The organism is Leuconostoc mesenteroides subsp. mesenteroides (genome assembly GCA_009676745.1).
GTDB lineage: Bacteria > Bacillota > Bacilli > Lactobacillales > Lactobacillaceae > Leuconostoc > Leuconostoc koreense.
This window is the reverse complement of record CP046062.1, coordinates 47,345-66,583: the sequence shown is the minus strand read 5'-3', so window position 1 is coordinate 66,583 and position 19,239 is coordinate 47,345. Positions and strand designations below refer to the sequence as shown.

Below are 19,239 nucleotides of genomic sequence, written 5' to 3'. Positions count from 1 at the left end.
CATGTGTAATGTTCAAATTTTAATAGGATATAATTAATAAAGTCATGAGAACAATTGCAGGAAACTTATTCACAGATGATCTTCAAGGTGACAAAATTGGTGTTTTTTTTGGTACATTAGCGCCAATGCACGTAGGGCATCAAGCAGAAATATATAAAGCGGCTGCTCTAAACGACGGTGTCGTTGTTATTGCTTCTGGCTACACAAATGATAGAGGGTATCAAATCGGATTGTCCGTTGAGAAACGTTTTCGCTATTTGAGAGAAGCTTTTAGCGACGAGACAGATATTAAAGTTGACTATATTAATGAAGATAATATTCCAATGATGCCTAATGGTTGGGATGAATGGACACGAATACTTGTCGAAACAGTGAAGCATAATATTGTTAATAAAGATGCAACGATTACATTTTATACTGGTGAGCAGGATTACAAAAATCAATTAGAAGCAAGGTTACCTAAGAACGGTCAATTTAAAGTAAGCTTGATGGACCGTACTGTATTAAAAATATCAGCGACAGATATTCGAAAAAATCCTATTGGCAATTGGGATTACATTAACCGTGTTTTTCGACGTCATTTTGCTAAAAAAGTCACAGTGATGGGGTCAGCTTCAACAGGGAAATCCACGTTAGTACGTCGATTGGCTCGAACAAGTAATTCACCTTTTTCCGAAGAGTATGCTCGTGAGTATCAAGAAAAATCAAATGTTAGTGACGAAGAGTTAGTCGTGAAAGACTACATTCGTTTAATTCAAGGACAATATGACGCGAACTCGAGAGAAATTAACTCTCCAGCCAACAATGGTCTAACGATTTTTGATACTGATGCAATGGTAACCAAAGTATATGCAGATATGTGGTTAAATGATGAAGATAATGCGCAGCTAAAGCCACTATTTGATAATACAATCGGTGAAGAGCTGATTGATTTAATTTTATTAATTCCACCGGTGACGCCATATGTTGATGATGGCTTCCGAAATATGTCGACTTCAGATAATGATTCGCGTTGGGCTTTCCACCACCATTTATTAGAAGTGATTGAAGACTACGGATTTACGGACAAACTAGTAATTCTTGATGCAGAAGGAGACAGTGATGATCCTTATGGATATTATGCACGCTACTTACAAGCACTAGATGCGATTCAAACTAGAACAGGATTTAATATTAAACATATTTAAAGAAAAAACTGGTTTGTGCCAGTTTTTTTTGAAAGGTAAAAATGATAGAGTTAAGACAATTTAAAACAGAAGATTTAGCGCTATTTTGGGAGGTAGCTTATAGTGATCCGCAGGCTGAATGGACTAAATGGAACGGGCCGTATTTTAAAGATGTGTTACCTACAAAGGAGAATTTCATCAACAGTATTGGTCCTGAAAGATTTGTGAATAATATGAACCGACGTATTATTTTAGTTGATGGTCAAATGATTGGTGCTGTGAGTGCATATTTTGAGGATGGACAACTAAAGTCTTGGCTTGAAGTGGGAATTGTTATTTATCAACAAGCAACTTGGCGACAGGGAATAGGAACTTGTGCACTAAGCATGTGGCTGAAAATATTATTTGATCAATATGGCAGTTTACCACATATTGGTTTAACCACTTGGTCTGGTAATAAGGCTATGATGCGTGTCAGCGAAAAACTGGGCTTAAAATTAGAGGGACGAATTCGACAAGTCAGGTAGTGGCAAGGTCAGTATTGGGATAGCATGAAATATGGTATTTTGCGAAATGAAATGACGCTTATGAGACCCTCTGGTAAAATAGAGTTATGACAAAACAGTACGCACAAATCATTGTTGATGTGCCAACAATGCAAACTGATCAACCTTATACCTATGCCGTTCCAGACAACATGGTAGATTCTTTATCGACAGGTATGCGTGTGACGGTGCCTTTTGGGCGCCGGAATGTGATGGGATTTGTTGTTGATTTAACGGCTTCAACTGATTTACCAGAGGAACAAGTGCGCCCAATTCAGCAAATATTAGATTTAACACCAGTATTAAATACAGAACTACTACGTCTATCTGACTACTTAGCCAGTGAAACATTTGCTTTTCGTATTACAATTTTACAAACCATGCTACCGAATGTATTTAAAGCCAATTATGAGCGTACGTTAAAGATTATTGACGAAGTGGACGACGATGTACGTGACCGTTTATTTAAAGGGCTTGACGAGATAGCTTTTAAAACGAGCGACTTGACTGAGTCAGATATGGCAACTTTGCTTAAATTACGTCGTCAACGCAAAATCGATGTAGAAGTGGTAGTACATGACAAAGCAAAAATAAAGACGCAGTTGGCTTATCAGTTTAGTGATGATATTGAGTTTTTGGAAAACGAGTTAAGTGAATTACGAACTTCAGCAAGAAAACAAAAAATGTTGTTGCAGTTTATACTCGGTCATTTGGCTGAAACATGGGTAAAAAAAGATCTTCAAGAAATTATCGATATTAGCGATGCTGTCTTGAATCAAGCCGTAACTAAAAAGTGGTTAATGAAAACAAAGGTTGAGTTACTTCGCGATCCATTTCATGCTGAAGTTAAACAAACAGCGTTGCTTGAGTTAAATACACAGCAACAAGCGGCTTATGAACGTATCTGTGATACATTTGATGCACAAAAGTTTCAACCTTTTTTACTTGAAGGTATTACTGGATCGGGTAAAACTGAGGTCTACCTGCAGGTCGCACAACATGTTTTTGAACAAGGCAAGACGGTCTTATTTTTGGTACCTGAAATTGCACTCACGCCACAAATGGTTAGAAGGGTCAAAGGACGCTTTGGTGCCCAGACAGCAGTTTTACATTCAGGATTGAGTGATGGTGAACGCTATGATGAATGGCGTAGAATTGAGCGTGGTGATGTAAAAATTGTTGTTGGTGCACGTTCTGCCGTGTTTGCGCCATTGACAAATATTGGTTTAATTATTGTTGATGAAGAACATGAAACAACTTATAAACAGTCAGATAATCCACGGTATGATGCTAGAAATATCGCCCTCTGGCGAGGCCAATATCATCAAATACCGGTCATTTTGGGCTCAGCGACACCTTCTTTGGAGAGCCGCGCACGATCGCAACGTGGTGTTTATGAACTGTTAACCCTAACACAGCGGGCAGGTGGTGCAAAACTACCAAGTGTCAATGTGATTGATATGAAAGAAACACTGTCACAAGGGCCGGAGACCAATTTTTCGGAAGAATTACGTATCAAATTAGCCGACCGTCTGGCAAAAGGTGAACAAAGTGTGTTAATGCTTAATCGTCGAGGATTTTCAAGCTTCGTGATGTGCCGAGACTGTGGTGATGTTCCATGTGACCCTAATTGTAATTTAGCTATGACATTGCACATGGATACACATACACTAAAGTGCCACTACTGTGGTCATGAAGAAAAAATCCCCACCGTTTGTGCACAATGTGGTTCTAAACGTATACGTTATTATGGGACTGGTACAGAAAAGGTTGAAGCTGAGTTAAAAGAATTATTTTCTAATGCACGGGTGATTCGTATGGATCAAGACACGACACGCAAAAAAGGTAGTATGGATAAGATGCTTCAAAAATTTGGTAATCATGAGGCAGATATTTTATTAGGTACGCAAATGATTGCTAAAGGACTTGACTTTCCAGATGTTACGTTAGTGGGTGTTTTGAATGCAGATACATCTCTAGGATTGCCAGATTTCCATGCCAGTGAACGTACATTTCAATTGTTAACCCAAGTCAGTGGGCGAGCAGGTCGGTCTAAAAAAGCTGGAGAGGTGTTGGTGCAAACGTTTAATCCGCAGCACTATGCTATTACTTATGCCCAAAATCATGATTATGAAGGCTTTTATAGACAAGAGATGGCCGTTCGTCATGCCGGAAATTACGCACCTTATTTTTATACAGTTCAGATACAGGCTAGCCATTCAGATGAAAATCAAGCCGCTATTCAGATGTTAAAAGTTGCACGCTGGCTACGGACGCATGCTGCGAAAGATGTGATTATTTTAGGACCTTCGCCAAAGCCAATTGCTAAAATGCGTAAGCGTTATTACTTTCAAATTATTCTGAAGTTTAAAAAACGTAATCAAATGGATACTTTGCTACAGGAACTACAAAATCGCGCACAACAGGCTAAAGATGGTTTGCAACTAAGTATTGATCGTGATCCTGTCTCATTTATGTGATGTGTTATAATAAATACTGATAACTGTCCGAGATTGCTCGGACATTTTTGTGTTATCGTGCGAATAAAAAATAAAACACCTTAACACAGATGTTTGAGAGGTATAAAATGACATATTCAGTAGTATTAATGGGCACTCCAAGTTTTGCAGTTCCAATATTAGAAGCGCTTCAGGAAAGTGATAATTATGATGTGAAAGCTGTTGTGACACAACCCGATCGGCCGCAGGGACGTAAGCATGCTCTGACGCCGAGTCCTGTTAAAGTGGCAGCATTGGCGTATGATGTGCCGGTGTTACAACCAGAAAAAATAAGTGGTTCTCCTGAAATGCAAGAAGTGATTGATATTAATCCTGATTTCATTGTGACCGCGGCATTTGGACAATTCTTACCTACAAAATTATTAGATGCGGCCAAAATTGCTGCAGTTAACACGCATGCTTCATTGTTGCCAAAATATCGAGGGGGTGCACCAGTTCATTATGCCATTATGAATGGTGATAAAGAAACCGGTGTTTCAATTATGTACATGGTTAAAAAAATGGATGCTGGCGATGTAATTGATACGATAAAGGTTCCAATTACGAGTACTGATAATGTTGGTACGATGTTTGAAAAATTAAGCATTGCAGGACGTGACTTGCTAATAAAGACACTCCCTAAAATCGCAAACGGTGATATTGATCCAATGAAACAAAATGAAGAAGAGGTTACTTTTTCACCAAATATACCGCATGACATGCAGAATCTTAATTTTGCAACGGAAACAGCCCAAGAACTAGATTGGCATATACGCGGTTTATATCCAACTCATCCGGCCTTTGTGCAGGTTTTTGATCAACGTGTGAAAATCACTGATGTGACACCTTTGTCTGAATTAACGGTGCAAGAACCAGGTACCATTGTTGAGAAAAGCAAAAAACAATTTAAAGTGGCATCCGCCAATGGTACAGTTGTTCAAATTAATCGGCTGCAGCCAGCAGGTAAATCAGAAATGGCGATCAGTGCCTATTTAAATGGCGCTGGAAAGGATCTCAAAGTAGGTCAGAAATGGGCAACAATTAATGAGTGATAAACGAGTTTATAGTGATAATCCACGTGTTTTAGCAGTACAAACATTAGCCAAAATAAAAAATGGCGCATATTCTAATCTGCAATTAAATCAAGTAATCAAGCAACATAAGTTGGGTGAAGCAGATACCCGTCTATTAACGACTCTGGTTTATGGGGTCATTCAGCATCGCTTAACTTTTGAGTATTGGCTTGAACCTTTCGTAGGTAGCAAAAAGATTGATCCGTGGGTCCGAGAACTACTTTATACAGCTATTTTTCAAATGGAATACCTTGATAAGATACCGCAGCATGCTATCTTTAATGAATCAATTGAAGTAGCTAAAATTCTAGGACACGTTGGAACTGGTAAATTTGTTACTGCTATTTTGCATAGCATTAGTCGTAAAGGTCTTCGTAGTGTTGCCGATATTGATGATGACATACAACGCCTTTCTATTGAAGCGAGTTTGCCGATTTGGTTAGTTGAAGAGTTAATTAAGCAAAATGGGGATGAACAAGCCCGCCAAATCATTGCAACAATTAATGATGCACCTAAGCAATCCATCCGTGTGAATACGACATTAGCTAATGATCAAGAGGTGGTTACTTCGCTAGAATCAGAAAATTTCACCATTTCAGCGTCGAGCGTGGCTGCACATGCATTTTTAGTCGACGGTGGGCATGTGGCTAGTTCTAAAGCATACCATGATGGCTGGTTAACATTGCAGGATGAAAGTGCGATGCTACCAGTAGAAAGTTTACATTTGACGCCTGATGTTAAAAGTATTTTAGACGCAGCGGCAGCACCTGGTGGAAAAACCACACAGCTTGCACAATACAGCGCACCCGATGCAGTCATTACGGCCTTAGATGTTCATGATCATAAAATTAAGTTGATTAATAACAATGCCGAAAGATTGCATGTTGCTGATAAAATTCACGCACGTGTTCTAGATGCAAGAAAGGTTCCTGAACAGATTGACAAGAAATTTGATCGAATTCTAGTTGATGCACCATGTTCAGGATTTGGTTTATTACGCCGAAAACCTGAAATTAGATATGATAAAACCTTGAAAGATGTCGAAAGTTTAGCTGGTTTACAAACACAAATTTTGGACTCAGTTAGCCAAAACCTTGCAAAAAATGGTATCATGGTTTACAGTACTTGTACAATATTGCGTCAAGAAAATGACGATGTTGTAACAAAGTTTTTGGAAAAACATCCAAATTTTGAATTAATTCCAACGGAAACAACGTATAAATTAAAATTAGATCATAGCGAAAAAGCCTTACATGTGTATCCCAATGACTACCATACAGATGGTTTTTTCGTTGCTACATTGAGGAAAAATGATTAATGGCAATTGCCTATCGTACGGATCCAGGGTCCAAACGCCACGACAATGAAGATTATGTAGGTTCTTTTATAAATAAAGCTGGACGGACAATGGTTATCGTTGCTGATGGTGTTACTTCGAATGAAGGCGGTGAGGTTGCCAGTGCAATGACTGTCGAGCACTTTGGACATGCTTGGGAAATTAATGATTTAGAGACAATTGTCCCTACAATTACGTGGTTAAAAAAACAAGCCAAAATTGAGAATGATACTATTATCCAGGCCGGACAACGCTTCCAAGAATTATCACAGATGGCAACAACCGTTGTTTTGGCTGTGTTGTTTGACGAAAAAGTTGTGATTGCTAATTTAGGTGATTCTAAGGCTTTTTTGTTGCATAATAGCCAATTAACACAACTGTCCAATGACCATATTTTGAAAAATGAAATCGTCCGCAGAGGAGCTATGGCCAGCGCGGATGCTAGTAATATGGCACATGCTAATAGTGTGACACGATTTTTAGGTGTTGATGAACACGTAGATATTGAAATTTCTCAACACAATTTTGTGTCGGATGATATTTTATTTTTGACATCTGATGGGATTACAAAAGTGTTAGACCATGAAACAATTAAGCAAATAATGCGTTACGAAGAACCACTTGATATTAAAGTTTTTGATATGATTCAGCAAGCAAATAAAAAAGGCGCACCAGATAACGTGACGGCGGTACTCGTCACACATGAAAAGGATTAGAAATGTTACCAGATACACTAGTTGACAATCGATACCGTATTATAAAATCGCTTGGCGATGGCGGTATGGCCAATGTTTATTTGGCGCATGATGAATTTCTTAATCGTGATGTAACGTTTAAAATGATGCGTCTTGATATGAAAAATGATGTAGATTTGGCAAAACGCTTTCAGCGTGAAGCCTTATCCGTAACAGAACTAATTAATGACAATATTGTTCAAGTATACGATGTTGGTGAATACCAAGGTTCACAGTATATTGTCATGGAATATGTTGATGGTACAAATCTCAAATCATACATTAGTGAACATTTTCCAATCGCATATCAACAAGTTGTTGATATTATGATGCAAATATTAGACGCAGTCCAGGCTGCGCATAATGCAGGCATTATTCATCGTGATTTAAAGCCACAAAATATTTTAATCAACAGAAAAGATCAGGTGAAAATTACCGATTTTGGGATTGCAATTGCTAAATCGGAGCAAGATTTAACGCAAACACATACTGTGATTGGTTCAGTTCATTATTTGTCACCAGAACAAACACGTGGGGGTATGGCATCGGCAAAGTCTGATATCTATGCACTTGGTGTTATGTTATATGAAATGCTAACAAAACAAGTACCGTATGAAGGAGATACACCAGTCGCAATAGCATTAAAACATGCAACTGCCGATATGCCTTCAGTACGTGACTTTGATCCAAGAATTCCCCAAGCACTAGAAAATGTTATTTTAAAAGCCACAGCTAAGAACTCACAGGATCGATATTCAGATGCCTCAGTTATGGCTGAAGATTTAAAAACGGTTCTATCACCACGTCGTTCAAATGAACAAAGATTTGCGCCAACTGCAGATATTGAAAATGAAACGCGTATTATTCCGATGGAACAGATTCAAGACCAGCTCAAGAATGGTGTTTCCTCTGTTAATGTTTTACCGGAGGAAGTTCCTGAGGAACCGTCAGTAAAAGATTTGATTATTGAGTATGGTAAAAAAGGTTACGCTGTTAAGAGCATTGCAAAAATCGTTGATCGAACACCTAATTATGTTAGAAGTGTCCTTCGAGGCAATGGCATCAAGTACCGTGAAAACAAATTACCGAAAATTTTGGCTTTTACAACTCTCTTTATTGTTGCTATCATTGCTATTTTTGCGTTTATTCAGATTCAGGCTAGTCAAATTACTGTGCCAAGTTTATCCAACCTAACAAGAATCAAGGCTGAACAGAAAATTCAAGATGCTGGCTTAAATGTTGGTAGTGTGACTTCGACAACTTCGACCACTGTCAAAAAGGGTAGCGTTGTGCGTTCAACGCCTAAAGAAGGAACTGACGTAAAAAAAGGGGACAGTATCAACTTGGTTATTTCGTCTGGCAAGGCAAAAGTGCGTTTTGGAGATTATGTGGGGTCGGATTATGATGTTACGGCAGCACAATTGCGCTCGCAAGGATACGAAATTCAAAGAGAGCAACAAGCTTCAGATAGTGTAGCTGCGGGTATAATTATTGCTCAATCTATTAATGCTAATGGTAAAGTAGATCCTACAGCTACAAAAGTAACTTTCACTGTATCAACAGGGCCGGTTAAGATTAATGTTCCTGACTTCACTAAAAGTAGCACACAAAGTGATGTTCAAAATTGGGCATCACAAAACGATGTCACTGTTAATTTTAATACAACTTATTCCAATTCTGTCAAGAAAGACCACGTAATTAGTCAATCAATTCGTGGTGGATCAAAGATTACAAAAGATAATACCTTGTTAATAACGATTTCACAGGGACCAGAACAATCGAGCTCGAGTAGTAGTTCATCGTCTTCTAGCTCTAGTAGCAGTTCCTCAAGCAGTTCAACAAGTAGTGAGAATTCCAGTACTACATCATCAGACAGCTCCACATCTGAAAGCTCTTCGAGTCAAGAATAACGTGTTTAAAAGTCGATATTATCGGCTTTTTTTGTTATGATTAATGGTATGAAAACAGGACGAATTATTAGATCGCTCAGCGGTTATTACGATATACAGTTACCCAGTGGTAACATTCAACGAACGCGAGCTCGCGGTGAATTTCGGAAGTCTAAGCAAAAACCGTTAGTTGGTGATTTTGTGGATTTTGAGAGTGAAAATGACGAGGGCTTTATTTGGTCAATCCATGAACGAGAGAACGTTTTAGTTCGCCCACCAATAGCAAATATTGATATTGCCGTTATTGTAACAGCTGCCAAGGAACCTGATTTTGCACCAAACTTATTAGATCGTCAGCTAGTGGCACTTGAAGCTGCAAACGTAAGACCACTAATCTATTTTTCTAAAATGGATTTACTGGAAAAATCTGAACACGAAAAAATAAATTGCATCGCTAGTGATTATCAAAGTATTGGTTATGATGTTATTGTTTCAGATTCAGATAATGCTTTCGAAACGCTTAAAAAGGTGCTAAAAAGTCATGTTTCGGTTTTTATGGGGCAAACAGGTGCTGGTAAATCAACATTACTGAATCACCTATCGCCACAACTTGGACTTGAAACAGGCGAAGTTTCGAAGGCGTTGAGTCGAGGAAAACATACAACACGACAAGTGACGTTGATTGAGGTAGATGAGGCTTTGATTGCTGACACACCAGGATTTTCTTCGTATGAGGTGTTTGATTTTTCTGTTGAAGAATTAGATGATTATTTTCCAGAGTTTGTGGAAAATCGGCAAGATTGTCGCTTCCGTGGATGTTTACATCTTAATGAACCAGGATGTGCTGTCAAAGAAGCGGTAGCAGTTGGCACAATCACACAGTCAAGGTATAATAGTTATAAGGCGTTTTATGAATTGATTAAAGCGCAAAAACCAAAGTATAAAACAGACAATTAAAAAGAGGTATATCATGTCAGGAATCATTGCACCATCAATTTTGAGCGCAGATTATACAAATTTGGAACGTGACGTCAAGCTTGTTGAAGCTGCTGGTGCAGAATATTTGCACATCGATGTTATGGATGGTAATTTTGTACCCGCTATATCTTATGGACCAAATTGGGTTAAGCAATTACGTCCAGAAACTGATTTAGTGTTAGACGTTCACTTAATGATTCAAAATCCAGAACGTTTTGTTGAAGAATTTGCAGATGCTGGAGCAGACATTATTGGTGTACATGTCGAAGCAACGCCGCACATTCATCGTGTGTTACAAATGATTAAGAATAAAGGTGTCAAAGCAGAAGTTGTTATCAATCCTGGAACACCAGTATCTGCAATTGAAGCGGTACTGGATATGGTTGATCAAGTACTTGTTATGACTGTGAATCCAGGATTTGGTGGACAAAAGTTCTTGCCATCAACATTGCAAAAAATTGAGCAACTACAAACATTTCGTGAGGAACGTGGCTTTGACTTCGACATTGAAATTGATGGTGGCGTAAATAATGAGACGATTAAGTCGGCATATGATGCTGGTGCAAACGTTTTCGTGGCTGGATCGTATGTCTACGATAAAGTAGATCCTGCTGCAAAAATCAGTATTTTGAAAGATTTGATCAAATAATGCAGATTAATATCTTAGCTGGTGGACCAACGGAATTATGGCCCAAAAACTTATTTCAAGAACAAGGGGTGTGGATTGGTGCTGATAGAGGTGCTTGGTATTTATACCAAAAAAATATACCAATGATCATGGCGGTTGGTGATTTTGATTCCTTGACAGATTTTGAATTAACCACAATTCAAAACCATTTAGCCAAGCAGAAAGTTATTCATGTCAAGGCTGAAAAGGATGAAACAGACACCGAATTAGCCTTAATGTACGCTCAAAAAAAAGACCCAGACATTATTAAAATATTTGGCGCTACTGGTGCGAGAATTGATCACATGTTAAGTAATTTGTGGTTAATGGCGGATGAGAAATTTGAAAATATTGTTGAAAAAACGAGTTTTATTGATAATACAAACAGCGTAAGCTATGCTACACCAGGTTTAAGTGAGATTGTAAAGTATTCTAACGCAAAGTACTTAGGATTTATGCCACTTAATAATGTTGAGAACTTCAAAATAAGAGATGCTAAGTACCCATTGACACTAACGAAAAATAAGTATAAAATGTGGTCATCAAATGAATTTGTTTCGGATTCTGTTCACATATCCTTTGATACAGGAATCATAATGATTACACAGTCAGTAGATGGAGATGAATAATATGTCAGTTAAAACAGTAGAAGATGCAACTTTTGTTGAAGAAACAAATACTGGTGTCAGTATTACGGATTTCTGGGCTACTTGGTGTGGTCCATGTCGTATGCAATCACCAGTTTTAGATGCTTTGTCAGATGAAATTGATAATGTAAAATTTGTTAAAATGGACGTTGATGCTAATCCTGAAACACCGGCCGAATTTGGTATTCGTGCTATTCCCACACTACTAATTAAAAAAGATGGGAAAGTGATGGATCGCTTGACAGGTTTTCATAATAAAGAACAATTAGCAAAGATTTTAGCGAAATATACAAATTAACTTGTCAAAGGGTTGAGTTTCTGGTAAAATTTAATATTGTTGTAGAAAGAGCTTTTAAAAAATAAACAGCTCGAAGAAGGAGGGTTAAACATGGCAAAAGATGCTATTACTGGTGCGCGTACACGCTTTGGTAACCAACGTTCACACGCGTTGAACTCAAGTCGTCGTAGCTGGAAGCCAAACTTGCAAAAAGTTACGGTTAAAATTAATGGTGCTGCACCAAAGAAAGTTTACTTGACAGCACGTACTTTGAAGGCTGGATTGAAGAACGGTTCTATCGAACGCGTTTAAGCTAGCATTTCGTTAGCTTGCTAACGTCGTAAGACCACCATAAGGTGGTCTTTTTTATTAATAGATAGAACACCTCTCAATGCAACTCAATTTATGTATGGTAAAATGTACTTAGTAAACTCTTTGTGAGGAGGAAATGCATTTATTGTGATACTTTAAGGATGTTGAGACAAGCTATCCTAAACCACAACAATAAATGTTCTTAAATTTTATGGCAATTATAATTAAAACAAACAATGGTGATATTAGCCTTGAAAATGATGTTATTGCTACAATCGTTGGTGGATCTGCAATTGAAAACCCAGGAATTGTTGGGATGGCATCTAAAGCAACTTTTCGCGATGGGGTTAACCAAATTCTGAATCGAGAAAACTACGCTAAAGGCGTTGTAGTTCATCAAAAAGATAGTGGTGTTGCGGTTGATGTCTACTTAGTTGCACAGTACGGTACCAAATTGTCCGAGATTTCAAAATCAGTTCAAGGTAAAGTAAAGTATAATCTTGACGCGTTTTTGGGTATTCACGTTTCTGAGGTTAACGTGATTGTCCAGGGTGTTCGTGTCAGTGACTAGGAGAGATTATGTCAGTTAATTCACTAACAAAGATTACCAATATTGAATTTGGTAAGATGATTAACGCTGCAGCAGCTGTGCTTGCTGCTAATGCAGATAAAATCAATAAATTAAACGTATTTCCGGTTCCTGATGGCGACACAGGAACAAACATGAGCCTTTCAATGGCGAGCGGTGCGCAATATGAACGTGACTCACTAGAAACAGAAATTGGTGCTTTGGCCAAAGCAACTTCCAAAGGCCTGTTAATGGGGGCGCGTGGTAACTCAGGCGTAATATTATCACAAATTTTCCGTGGCTTTTCTAATAGCATGGCTGGAAAAGAAACACTATCAGCACGGGATTTAGCTGATGCATTAATGAGTGGGGCACAAGTAGCATATAAGTCAGTGATGAAGCCTACTGAGGGCACAATCTTGACGGTTATTCGTGAGGCGGCAGCTAAAGCGAACAAGATAGCAGATCAAACAGACGATATTGTCGAACTGATGGCTGCTGTGCAGGAAGCGGCACAAGTAGCGCTGGATTCAACGCCTGACTTGTTACCGGTCTTAAAAGAAGTGGGTGTTGTTGATTCTGGTGGGCAAGGACTTGTTTTCGTGTTGCAAGCCTTCTATCAAGTGATCAGTGGTGATTTTAATGAAGAAGATATTAAAGCACCTGATAATGCTGAGCTTGATCAAATGGTTAAAGAACTTCATGCGGGAGCGCAAGCTAGTAACAGCTTGGATCCGGCAGATATTCAGTATGGTTACTGTACTGAAATTATGGTTCAGATCGGTAAAGGGACAACATATGATCATGATTTTGACTACCAAAAGTTTTACGATTATTTAGCAGAATTAGGTGATTCTTTATTAGTTATCAACGATGATGAAATTGTTAAAGTACACGTGCATACTGAAAATCCTGGTAAAGTAATTAGTTGGGGAACGCATTTTGGTTCACTAGTTAAAGTGAAAGTTGACAATATGCGTGATCAACAGCAAACAGTTATTGATGCGCAACGCGCAGAAGAAGCACGTATTGAAAAAATTGCTAATATGCAGGTTCCAGTATCTGATACAGCGGTAATTGCCATTGCCGCTGGTGATGGTATTGCAGAACTTTTCAAAAGTCTGGGCGTTCATACTGTGATTTCTGGCGGTCAGACAATGAATCCATCAACTGCTGATATTATGAAAGTTATTGAAGAGAGCGGTGCAAAAAAGATTATTATTTTACCGAATAATAGTAATATTTTCATGGCAGCAGAACAGGCGATAACATTAGCAGAAATCCCAGTAAAAGTTGTTAAAACACGTACAATTCAGCAAGGGCTAACAGCGATGATGGGCTATAACCCTGATGCCGATTTGGAACAAAATGCTACAGAAATGTCAGAAATGATGGCTGATGTAAAGTCGGCACAAATTACGCAGGCAGTTCGTGAAACTAAATTTAATGGTCACGAAATTCATCATGGTGACTGGATGGGGATTATCGATGGTGACATTGAAGTCGTAACTCAGAATGTTGAATCGGCTGCACAAGAATCTATTCAAAAAATGATTGATGAGGATTCGGAAATTGTGACAATCATTTTTGGTGAAGGTACAAAAGCTAAAGTTGCGCAAAAGTTAAAAGCATTTGTGGAAGAACTAGATGACGATCTAGAAGTCGAAGTTCACGATGGTGGACAACCGTTGTATCCATTCTTCATATCAGTTGAATAATAAAAAGACGTCAATTCAGTGTCGTACTGAATTGACATCTTTTTATTTATAGCCAACCTAATGCACTAATGGCAGCGTATATTACAGATCCAGCCATTAAGATAACCATAAACCATGACATAACTAACGTCATTTTTTCGAGACGTGTCCGTGGTTTTTTATCAATTTTTGGTACCTTATGTTGGTTTAACTTTGATTCTATTTCAGCTTGTAACTTTGTGTTAACTGGTTGGTGGTTTTGTTCGTCAGTCATTGATATCACCTCTAATATATTACTTTCTAGTCTATCATATCTTATAAAATAATTGAAATTTCTAAGCGAATTCGTTAAAGTTAGATACGAGGTAATGAAAATGCAATGGTGGATTTGGCCACTTAGTGGTTTTATTTTTTGGACAGTTGTCGTTATATTTAAGAAATGGACAGCTTTAAAACAATTATCAATTAAAACATTAGATATTATTACAATTCCTAATTGGATAGTCTTACATCAAACGATGGGGTATCTATTTGGTATTAGCTTTGTCCCTTGGTTTTTACTCATATGGCTGATTGTGGGCATGGTTTTAGCTTGGTTTTTATTGCAAAATAACTGGCGATGGCACACTTTTTGGCGAAAGTACTGGCAATGGAGTGGTTTATTAGCTGCAATAGTGACCATTTTGATAACAATTATTGGGTTGATTTTCCACTAATCCCCACATCCTTCAAGCGTAGTTATTCTGTATAGCTACGCTTTTTTTTGTGATGAAAATTTACTAGTTTGTGACAAAACATTAATTTGGGTGGAGCGAAGTGGGGAAATGTGGTAAATTAATAGTATAGAAATTTTAATGGGGGTGACTCTATGTTCATGGGTGAATACTCACATACGCTTGATACAAAGAGTCGCTTAATCATTCCGGCAAAATTTCGCAATCAACTCGGTGATCAATTCATTATTACAAAATGGATGGAGAAATCACTTCGTGCGATGCCAATGGCAGTTTGGGAAAAATTGCAAGAGCAGTTAAATCAATTGCCATTAGGTAAGAAAGATGCACGTGCTTTTAAACGATTTGTTATGGCTGGTGCATTAGAAACCGAGTTTGATAAACAGGGACGAATTGTTGTTCCTAGTAATTTAAGAGAATACGCGTCACTAGAAAAAAGTGTTGTAGTTACCGGTGTTGGTGATTCATTCGAAATATGGAGTGCAGAGAATTGGTCAGCATATACGGCTGAAACTGCGGATAATTTTGATAATATTGCTGAAGGGTTGGTAGACTTCGACCTTTGAACGAATTAATAATACAGTTTTAAGAAAGAGGGCTACTATGCCATTCGAACATGTAACAGTACTCTTACATGAGGCTATTGCTCTATTAAACATTAAACCAGAAGGCATTTATGTCGATGCTACATTAGGTGGCGGTGGGCATACTGGCGAAATTTTAAAGAAACTTACAACCGGTACACTTTATAGTTTTGACCAAGATGATACAGCTATCCAATATAATACTGAACAATACGCAGATGAAATCAATGCTGGTAAATTAGTTCTAATCCATAAAAACTTTCGCACGTTAACTTCCGCACTATCAGATTATGGTGTGACAGCAGTTGATGGTATTGTTTACGATTTAGGCGTTAGTTCTGTGCAATTCGATGATGGACAGCGAGGGTTCAGTTATAAATATGATGCTGAACTTGATATGCGTATGGATCAACGACAAGCATTAACAGCTAAAACAATTGTTAATGAGTGGCCGTTTAATGAATTAATGCGCATTTTGAGCCGTTATGGGGAAGACCGATTTCCTAAGCAAATTGCTCGAAAGATTGAACAACATCGTGAAAATGCACCGATTAATACGACCTTTGAGTTGGTTGACATTATTAAGGAAGCTATTCCAGCACCCGCTCGCCGAAAGGGTGGACATCCTGCAAAACGTTCATTTCAAGCATTTCGTATTGCTGTCAATGACGAATTAGGTGCCTTAGAAGATTCATTAACTCAAGCACTCGATTTGTTAGCAACTGATGGCAAAATTAGTGTCATTACTTTTCAGTCATTAGAAGATCGCTTAGTAAAGCAAATGTTTCGTGAAAAATCTTCTGCACCAGAATTACCAGTTGGTTTGCCGGTTCTACCGGGGCAGTTTGAAGCAGATTATGAGTTATTAACGCGCAAACCAATTTTACCTAGCATAGAAGAGATGGCCATCAATCATCGTGCAGAATCGGCAAAACTACGTGGTATAAGAAAAAAGTAGACTAGATGCTGTGGTCTTACATGAAATCAGCAATGATAAATAAATTGGAGAATATTACATGGCACAAAATGCATATCAATATACACCTTCAGCACAGCGAGGACCTATAACAGCATCTCAGCCGCGTACTCATAGTCGTACCAAATACAAAGTCGCTGCCTGGACAAGAAAGGAGCGAATAATGGTGGCAATTGTTGCCATTATTGTTTTAGCATTGATGGTTGGTGTTGTTTACACGAGCATGCAGACAACCAAAACAACAGCTAATGTCAACGCAGTTCAAACTAAAATTGATGAAACTAAGCAAAATAATGATGATTTACGTACACAGGTACAAACAGCCATGAGTAAAAAAAATCTAGATAAGGTTGCAAAAAAATATGGCATGACACTGTCTGACAGCAGTGTACGCAATATTAATCAATAATTATGAAAAATAAAGTGAGACGGATACCACAAAAAAAAATCACGGAAAATGCCAAGACTTTTGGTGTTCTGCTGCTTATCGCAACGATTATCGTGATTTTAGGACTTGGTGTACGTCTTTTTATTATCGCGGGTAATAAATCGGTAGATGGTCATAATCTTACAAAAGCCACACGTGAAGCTTTTGTGGGAGAGCAAAACATTATTGCCTCTCGTGGTAAAATATTCGACTCGGACGGACAAGTGTTGGCAGAAAATACCACGGTCTATAACATGTACGCGATATTGAATAAAAATCAAAAAGACACTGATGGTAAGCCATTGTATATTACGGACAAAGCTAAAGTCGCTCGGGAATTAAGTAAGGTAATCAATCTAAAAGAGAAAGAAATCTATAAACGTTTGTCCAGTAAACAATTTCAAGTCGAATTTGGTACTGCGGGTAAAAACTTGACGATTGCGCAGCATAATAAAATTGAGAAAATGAAACTCTCAGGCATTGCATTTACTTCACATCAAGCTCGAACATATCCTAATGATCAAATGGCTTCTCACCTAATTGGAAATGTGAATATGGTTGAAGGTAGCAGTGGTCAGTCAACTATATCTGGCATAATGGGCATTGAAGCAGCAGAGAATACGCTGTTATCAGGTAAAAATGGCATCAAGAGTTACCAGGGGCAAAAAACCGATAGCAGTAAAAGTGTTAAAAATGGAGATGACGTATATCTAACATTAGATTCCTCGCTACAAACAACCTTAGAAACACGAATGGACACATTCGTGAAAGCTACTAAGCCAACATCAGCAGTTGCCGTGTTAATGGAAGCTAAAACAGGTCGTATTGTCGCAGCAACACAACGACCTAATTTTAATCCGAACAATAAGGCAAAGCCACCAACGGTTTGGTCTAATTTGTTAAATCAAGGTGCTTTTGAACCTGGTTCTACGATGAAAGGCATAACGATGGCTGCTGCGATTGATACTGATAAATGGCAGCCTAATGCAACATTTCAGTCAGGAACGTATCTGATCGACGGAAAGGAAGTAACAGATTCCTTTGGTAATGATCAGGGGCAAATGACATATCGAGAGGGGTTCTGGCGTTCATCGAACGTTGCTTTTGCAAAAACAGAACAAAAACTTGGCTCTCAAACATGGAAAAACTATTTAGAAAAATTCAAATTTTTACAGTCAACACAGTCAGGCCTCAACGGTGAAGAAGCAGGGTCATTTGCATTTTCATATGCGATTGATCAAGCTAATACAGCATTTGGACAGGCTATTCGTGTCACACCGCTACAGATGATACAGGCATATTCAGCAATTGCAAATAATGGACAGGAAATTAGACCCTATTTCATTGATAAAATTGTTAATTCATCAACTGGTGAAATAGTTAAACAAGGTAAAACAAAGACAGTTGGGTATCCCATAAAAGCTAGTACAGCAAAGCAAGTTAGAAAGTATATGATAGATGTTGTGAATAAGTCAGATGGAACTGCTAAAGAATTTGATCTTAGTGATGATGGTTACCAGGTCGCCGCAAAGACAGGTACAGCCCAAATTAGCGAGAACGGGCAGTATTCACAAACCTATAAGAATGCGATTCACTCAGTGATAGCTTTAGCGCCAGAAAAAAATCCTAAATATATATACTATATGGCCGTCAAGCAACCATCACAATTACCAGATGGGGATATTCAACCAACACTGAGTAAAATATTTAAACCTTTAATGCTACAAGCTTTAAATGACAGTGATAGTGCTGTAAAATCAAAGACAACTAAACAAACGGTTCCTAATGTAGTTGGACAATCCATTTCCAGCGCAAAGTCTACAATGGCTGAGGCAGGATTTAGAGTTGCAGTTGTTGGTTCAAAGGGCAAAGTTACTGGCCAGTCATTGTTAGCTAATCAAAAGTCATTGACAAATCAATTGGTCATTTTGACTGCAAAAGGAAATACATATATGCCAAATATGATTGGTTGGAGTTTGGTTGATGCACAAACATTTGCTAATAAAATAGGTTTCAAATTAACGTGGAAAGGTTCTGGATTTATTTCAGGCCAAAGTATAGCTGAGAACCAACTGATTGTAAAAAGTAGTGTTGTGTCAATTGCTTTAAAAGAGAAGGAGTAATGGGAGAA

The 19,239-nt window shown here is 38.2% G+C and carries 20 protein-coding genes; 19 read left to right on the top strand and 1 reads right to left on the bottom strand.

The features are described from left to right. The first annotated feature begins 44 nt into the window (after positions 1-44). From GJV51_00310 to GJV51_00245, 14 genes are all read left to right on the top strand, one after another. Complete coding sequence (locus GJV51_00310; GenBank protein ID QGM24522.1) at positions 45-1,187, top strand: nicotinamide-nucleotide adenylyltransferase; 1,143 nt, start codon at positions 45-47, stop codon at positions 1,185-1,187. Between the two features lie 41 nt (positions 1,188-1,228). Further along, on the top strand, positions 1,229-1,693 hold the full coding sequence (locus tag GJV51_00305) for a GNAT family N-acetyltransferase (protein ID QGM24521.1): 465 nt from the start codon (positions 1,229-1,231) through the stop codon (positions 1,691-1,693). Positions 1,694-1,779: 86 nt separating this feature from the next. Then, positions 1,780-4,191, top strand: a complete 2,412-nt coding sequence (priA, locus tag GJV51_00300; protein QGM24520.1) for a primosomal protein N' — start codon at positions 1,780-1,782, stop codon at positions 4,189-4,191. Between the two features lie 107 nt (positions 4,192-4,298). Then, positions 4,299-5,261 carry a methionyl-tRNA formyltransferase gene (locus GJV51_00295; protein ID QGM24519.1) on the top strand — a complete coding sequence of 321 codons (963 nt, stop codon included), beginning with the start codon at positions 4,299-4,301 and terminating at the stop codon, positions 5,259-5,261. Beyond that, positions 5,254-6,600, top strand: a complete 1,347-nt coding sequence (gene rsmB, locus GJV51_00290; GenBank protein QGM24518.1) for a 16S rRNA (cytosine(967)-C(5))-methyltransferase RsmB — start codon at positions 5,254-5,256, stop codon at positions 6,598-6,600. Before GJV51_00295 ends, rsmB begins: the two co-directional genes overlap by 8 nt. Next, positions 6,600-7,334 (top strand): SpoIIE family protein phosphatase, encoded by a 735-nt coding sequence (locus tag GJV51_00285; protein ID QGM24517.1) that lies wholly within the window; start codon positions 6,600-6,602, stop codon positions 7,332-7,334. The genes rsmB and GJV51_00285 overlap by 1 nt, the downstream gene beginning before the upstream one ends. 2 nt (positions 7,335-7,336) lie before the next feature. After that, complete coding sequence (gene pknB / locus GJV51_00280; GenBank protein QGM24516.1) at positions 7,337-9,262, top strand: Stk1 family PASTA domain-containing Ser/Thr kinase; 1,926 nt, start codon at positions 7,337-7,339, stop codon at positions 9,260-9,262. Between the two features lie 48 nt (positions 9,263-9,310). Beyond that, positions 9,311-10,198: a ribosome small subunit-dependent GTPase A gene (gene rsgA / locus GJV51_00275; GenBank protein QGM24515.1), complete on the top strand. Its 888-nt coding sequence runs from the start codon at positions 9,311-9,313 to the stop codon at positions 10,196-10,198. Between the two features lie 13 nt (positions 10,199-10,211). Continuing rightward, complete coding sequence (locus GJV51_00270; GenBank protein QGM24514.1) at positions 10,212-10,868, top strand: ribulose-phosphate 3-epimerase; 657 nt, start codon at positions 10,212-10,214, stop codon at positions 10,866-10,868. Next, positions 10,868-11,515, top strand: a complete 648-nt coding sequence (locus GJV51_00265) for a thiamine diphosphokinase (protein ID QGM24513.1) — start codon at positions 10,868-10,870, stop codon at positions 11,513-11,515. The genes GJV51_00270 and GJV51_00265 overlap by 1 nt, the downstream gene beginning before the upstream one ends. Before the next feature lies 1 nt (position 11,516). Beyond that, on the top strand, positions 11,517-11,831 hold the full coding sequence (gene trxA, locus GJV51_00260) for a thioredoxin (protein QGM24512.1): 315 nt from the start codon (positions 11,517-11,519) through the stop codon (positions 11,829-11,831). A gap of 90 nt (positions 11,832-11,921) precedes the next feature. Beyond that, positions 11,922-12,122: a 50S ribosomal protein L28 gene (locus tag GJV51_00255; protein ID QGM24511.1), complete on the top strand. Its 201-nt coding sequence runs from the start codon at positions 11,922-11,924 to the stop codon at positions 12,120-12,122. A gap of 211 nt (positions 12,123-12,333) precedes the next feature. Then, positions 12,334-12,693, top strand: coding sequence for an Asp23/Gls24 family envelope stress response protein (locus GJV51_00250; GenBank protein ID QGM24510.1), 360 nt, complete (start codon positions 12,334-12,336; stop codon positions 12,691-12,693). 8 nt (positions 12,694-12,701) lie between these two features. Next, the gene (locus GJV51_00245; protein ID QGM24509.1) at positions 12,702-14,408 is read left to right on the top strand and encodes a DAK2 domain-containing protein; all 1,707 of its coding nucleotides are present in this window, start codon (positions 12,702-12,704) and stop codon (positions 14,406-14,408) included. 46 nt (positions 14,409-14,454) lie between these two features. Here GJV51_00245 and GJV51_00240 read toward each other — a convergent pair whose 3' ends face one another. Further along, positions 14,455-14,661, bottom strand: a complete 207-nt coding sequence (locus tag GJV51_00240; protein QGM24508.1) for a DUF4044 domain-containing protein — start codon at positions 14,659-14,661, stop codon at positions 14,455-14,457. 100 nt (positions 14,662-14,761) lie between these two features. On the opposite strand from GJV51_00240, the gene GJV51_00235 reads away from it, so the two are divergent. The 5 genes from GJV51_00235 to GJV51_00215 all read left to right on the top strand — a co-directional run bounded on the left by GJV51_00235 (position 14,762) and on the right by GJV51_00215 (position 19,231). Next, on the top strand, positions 14,762-15,103 hold the full coding sequence (locus GJV51_00235; GenBank protein ID QGM24507.1) for a DUF3397 family protein: 342 nt from the start codon (positions 14,762-14,764) through the stop codon (positions 15,101-15,103). 152 nt (positions 15,104-15,255) lie between these two features. Beyond that, positions 15,256-15,687 (top strand): division/cell wall cluster transcriptional repressor MraZ, encoded by a 432-nt coding sequence (gene mraZ, locus GJV51_00230; protein ID QGM24506.1) that lies wholly within the window; start codon positions 15,256-15,258, stop codon positions 15,685-15,687. 37 nt (positions 15,688-15,724) lie between these two features. Then, entirely contained in the window at positions 15,725-16,663 is a 939-nt protein-coding gene (rsmH, locus tag GJV51_00225) for a 16S rRNA (cytosine(1402)-N(4))-methyltransferase RsmH (GenBank protein QGM24505.1), read from the top strand. Positions 16,664-16,721: 58 nt separating this feature from the next. Beyond that, positions 16,722-17,090 (top strand): cell division protein FtsL, encoded by a 369-nt coding sequence (gene ftsL / locus GJV51_00220; GenBank protein QGM24504.1) that lies wholly within the window; start codon positions 16,722-16,724, stop codon positions 17,088-17,090. A 14-nt stretch (positions 17,091-17,104) separates the two neighbouring features. Beyond that, positions 17,105-19,231: a PASTA domain-containing protein gene (locus GJV51_00215; protein QGM24503.1), complete on the top strand. Its 2,127-nt coding sequence runs from the start codon at positions 17,105-17,107 to the stop codon at positions 19,229-19,231. Positions 19,232-19,239: the final 8 nt, after the last annotated feature.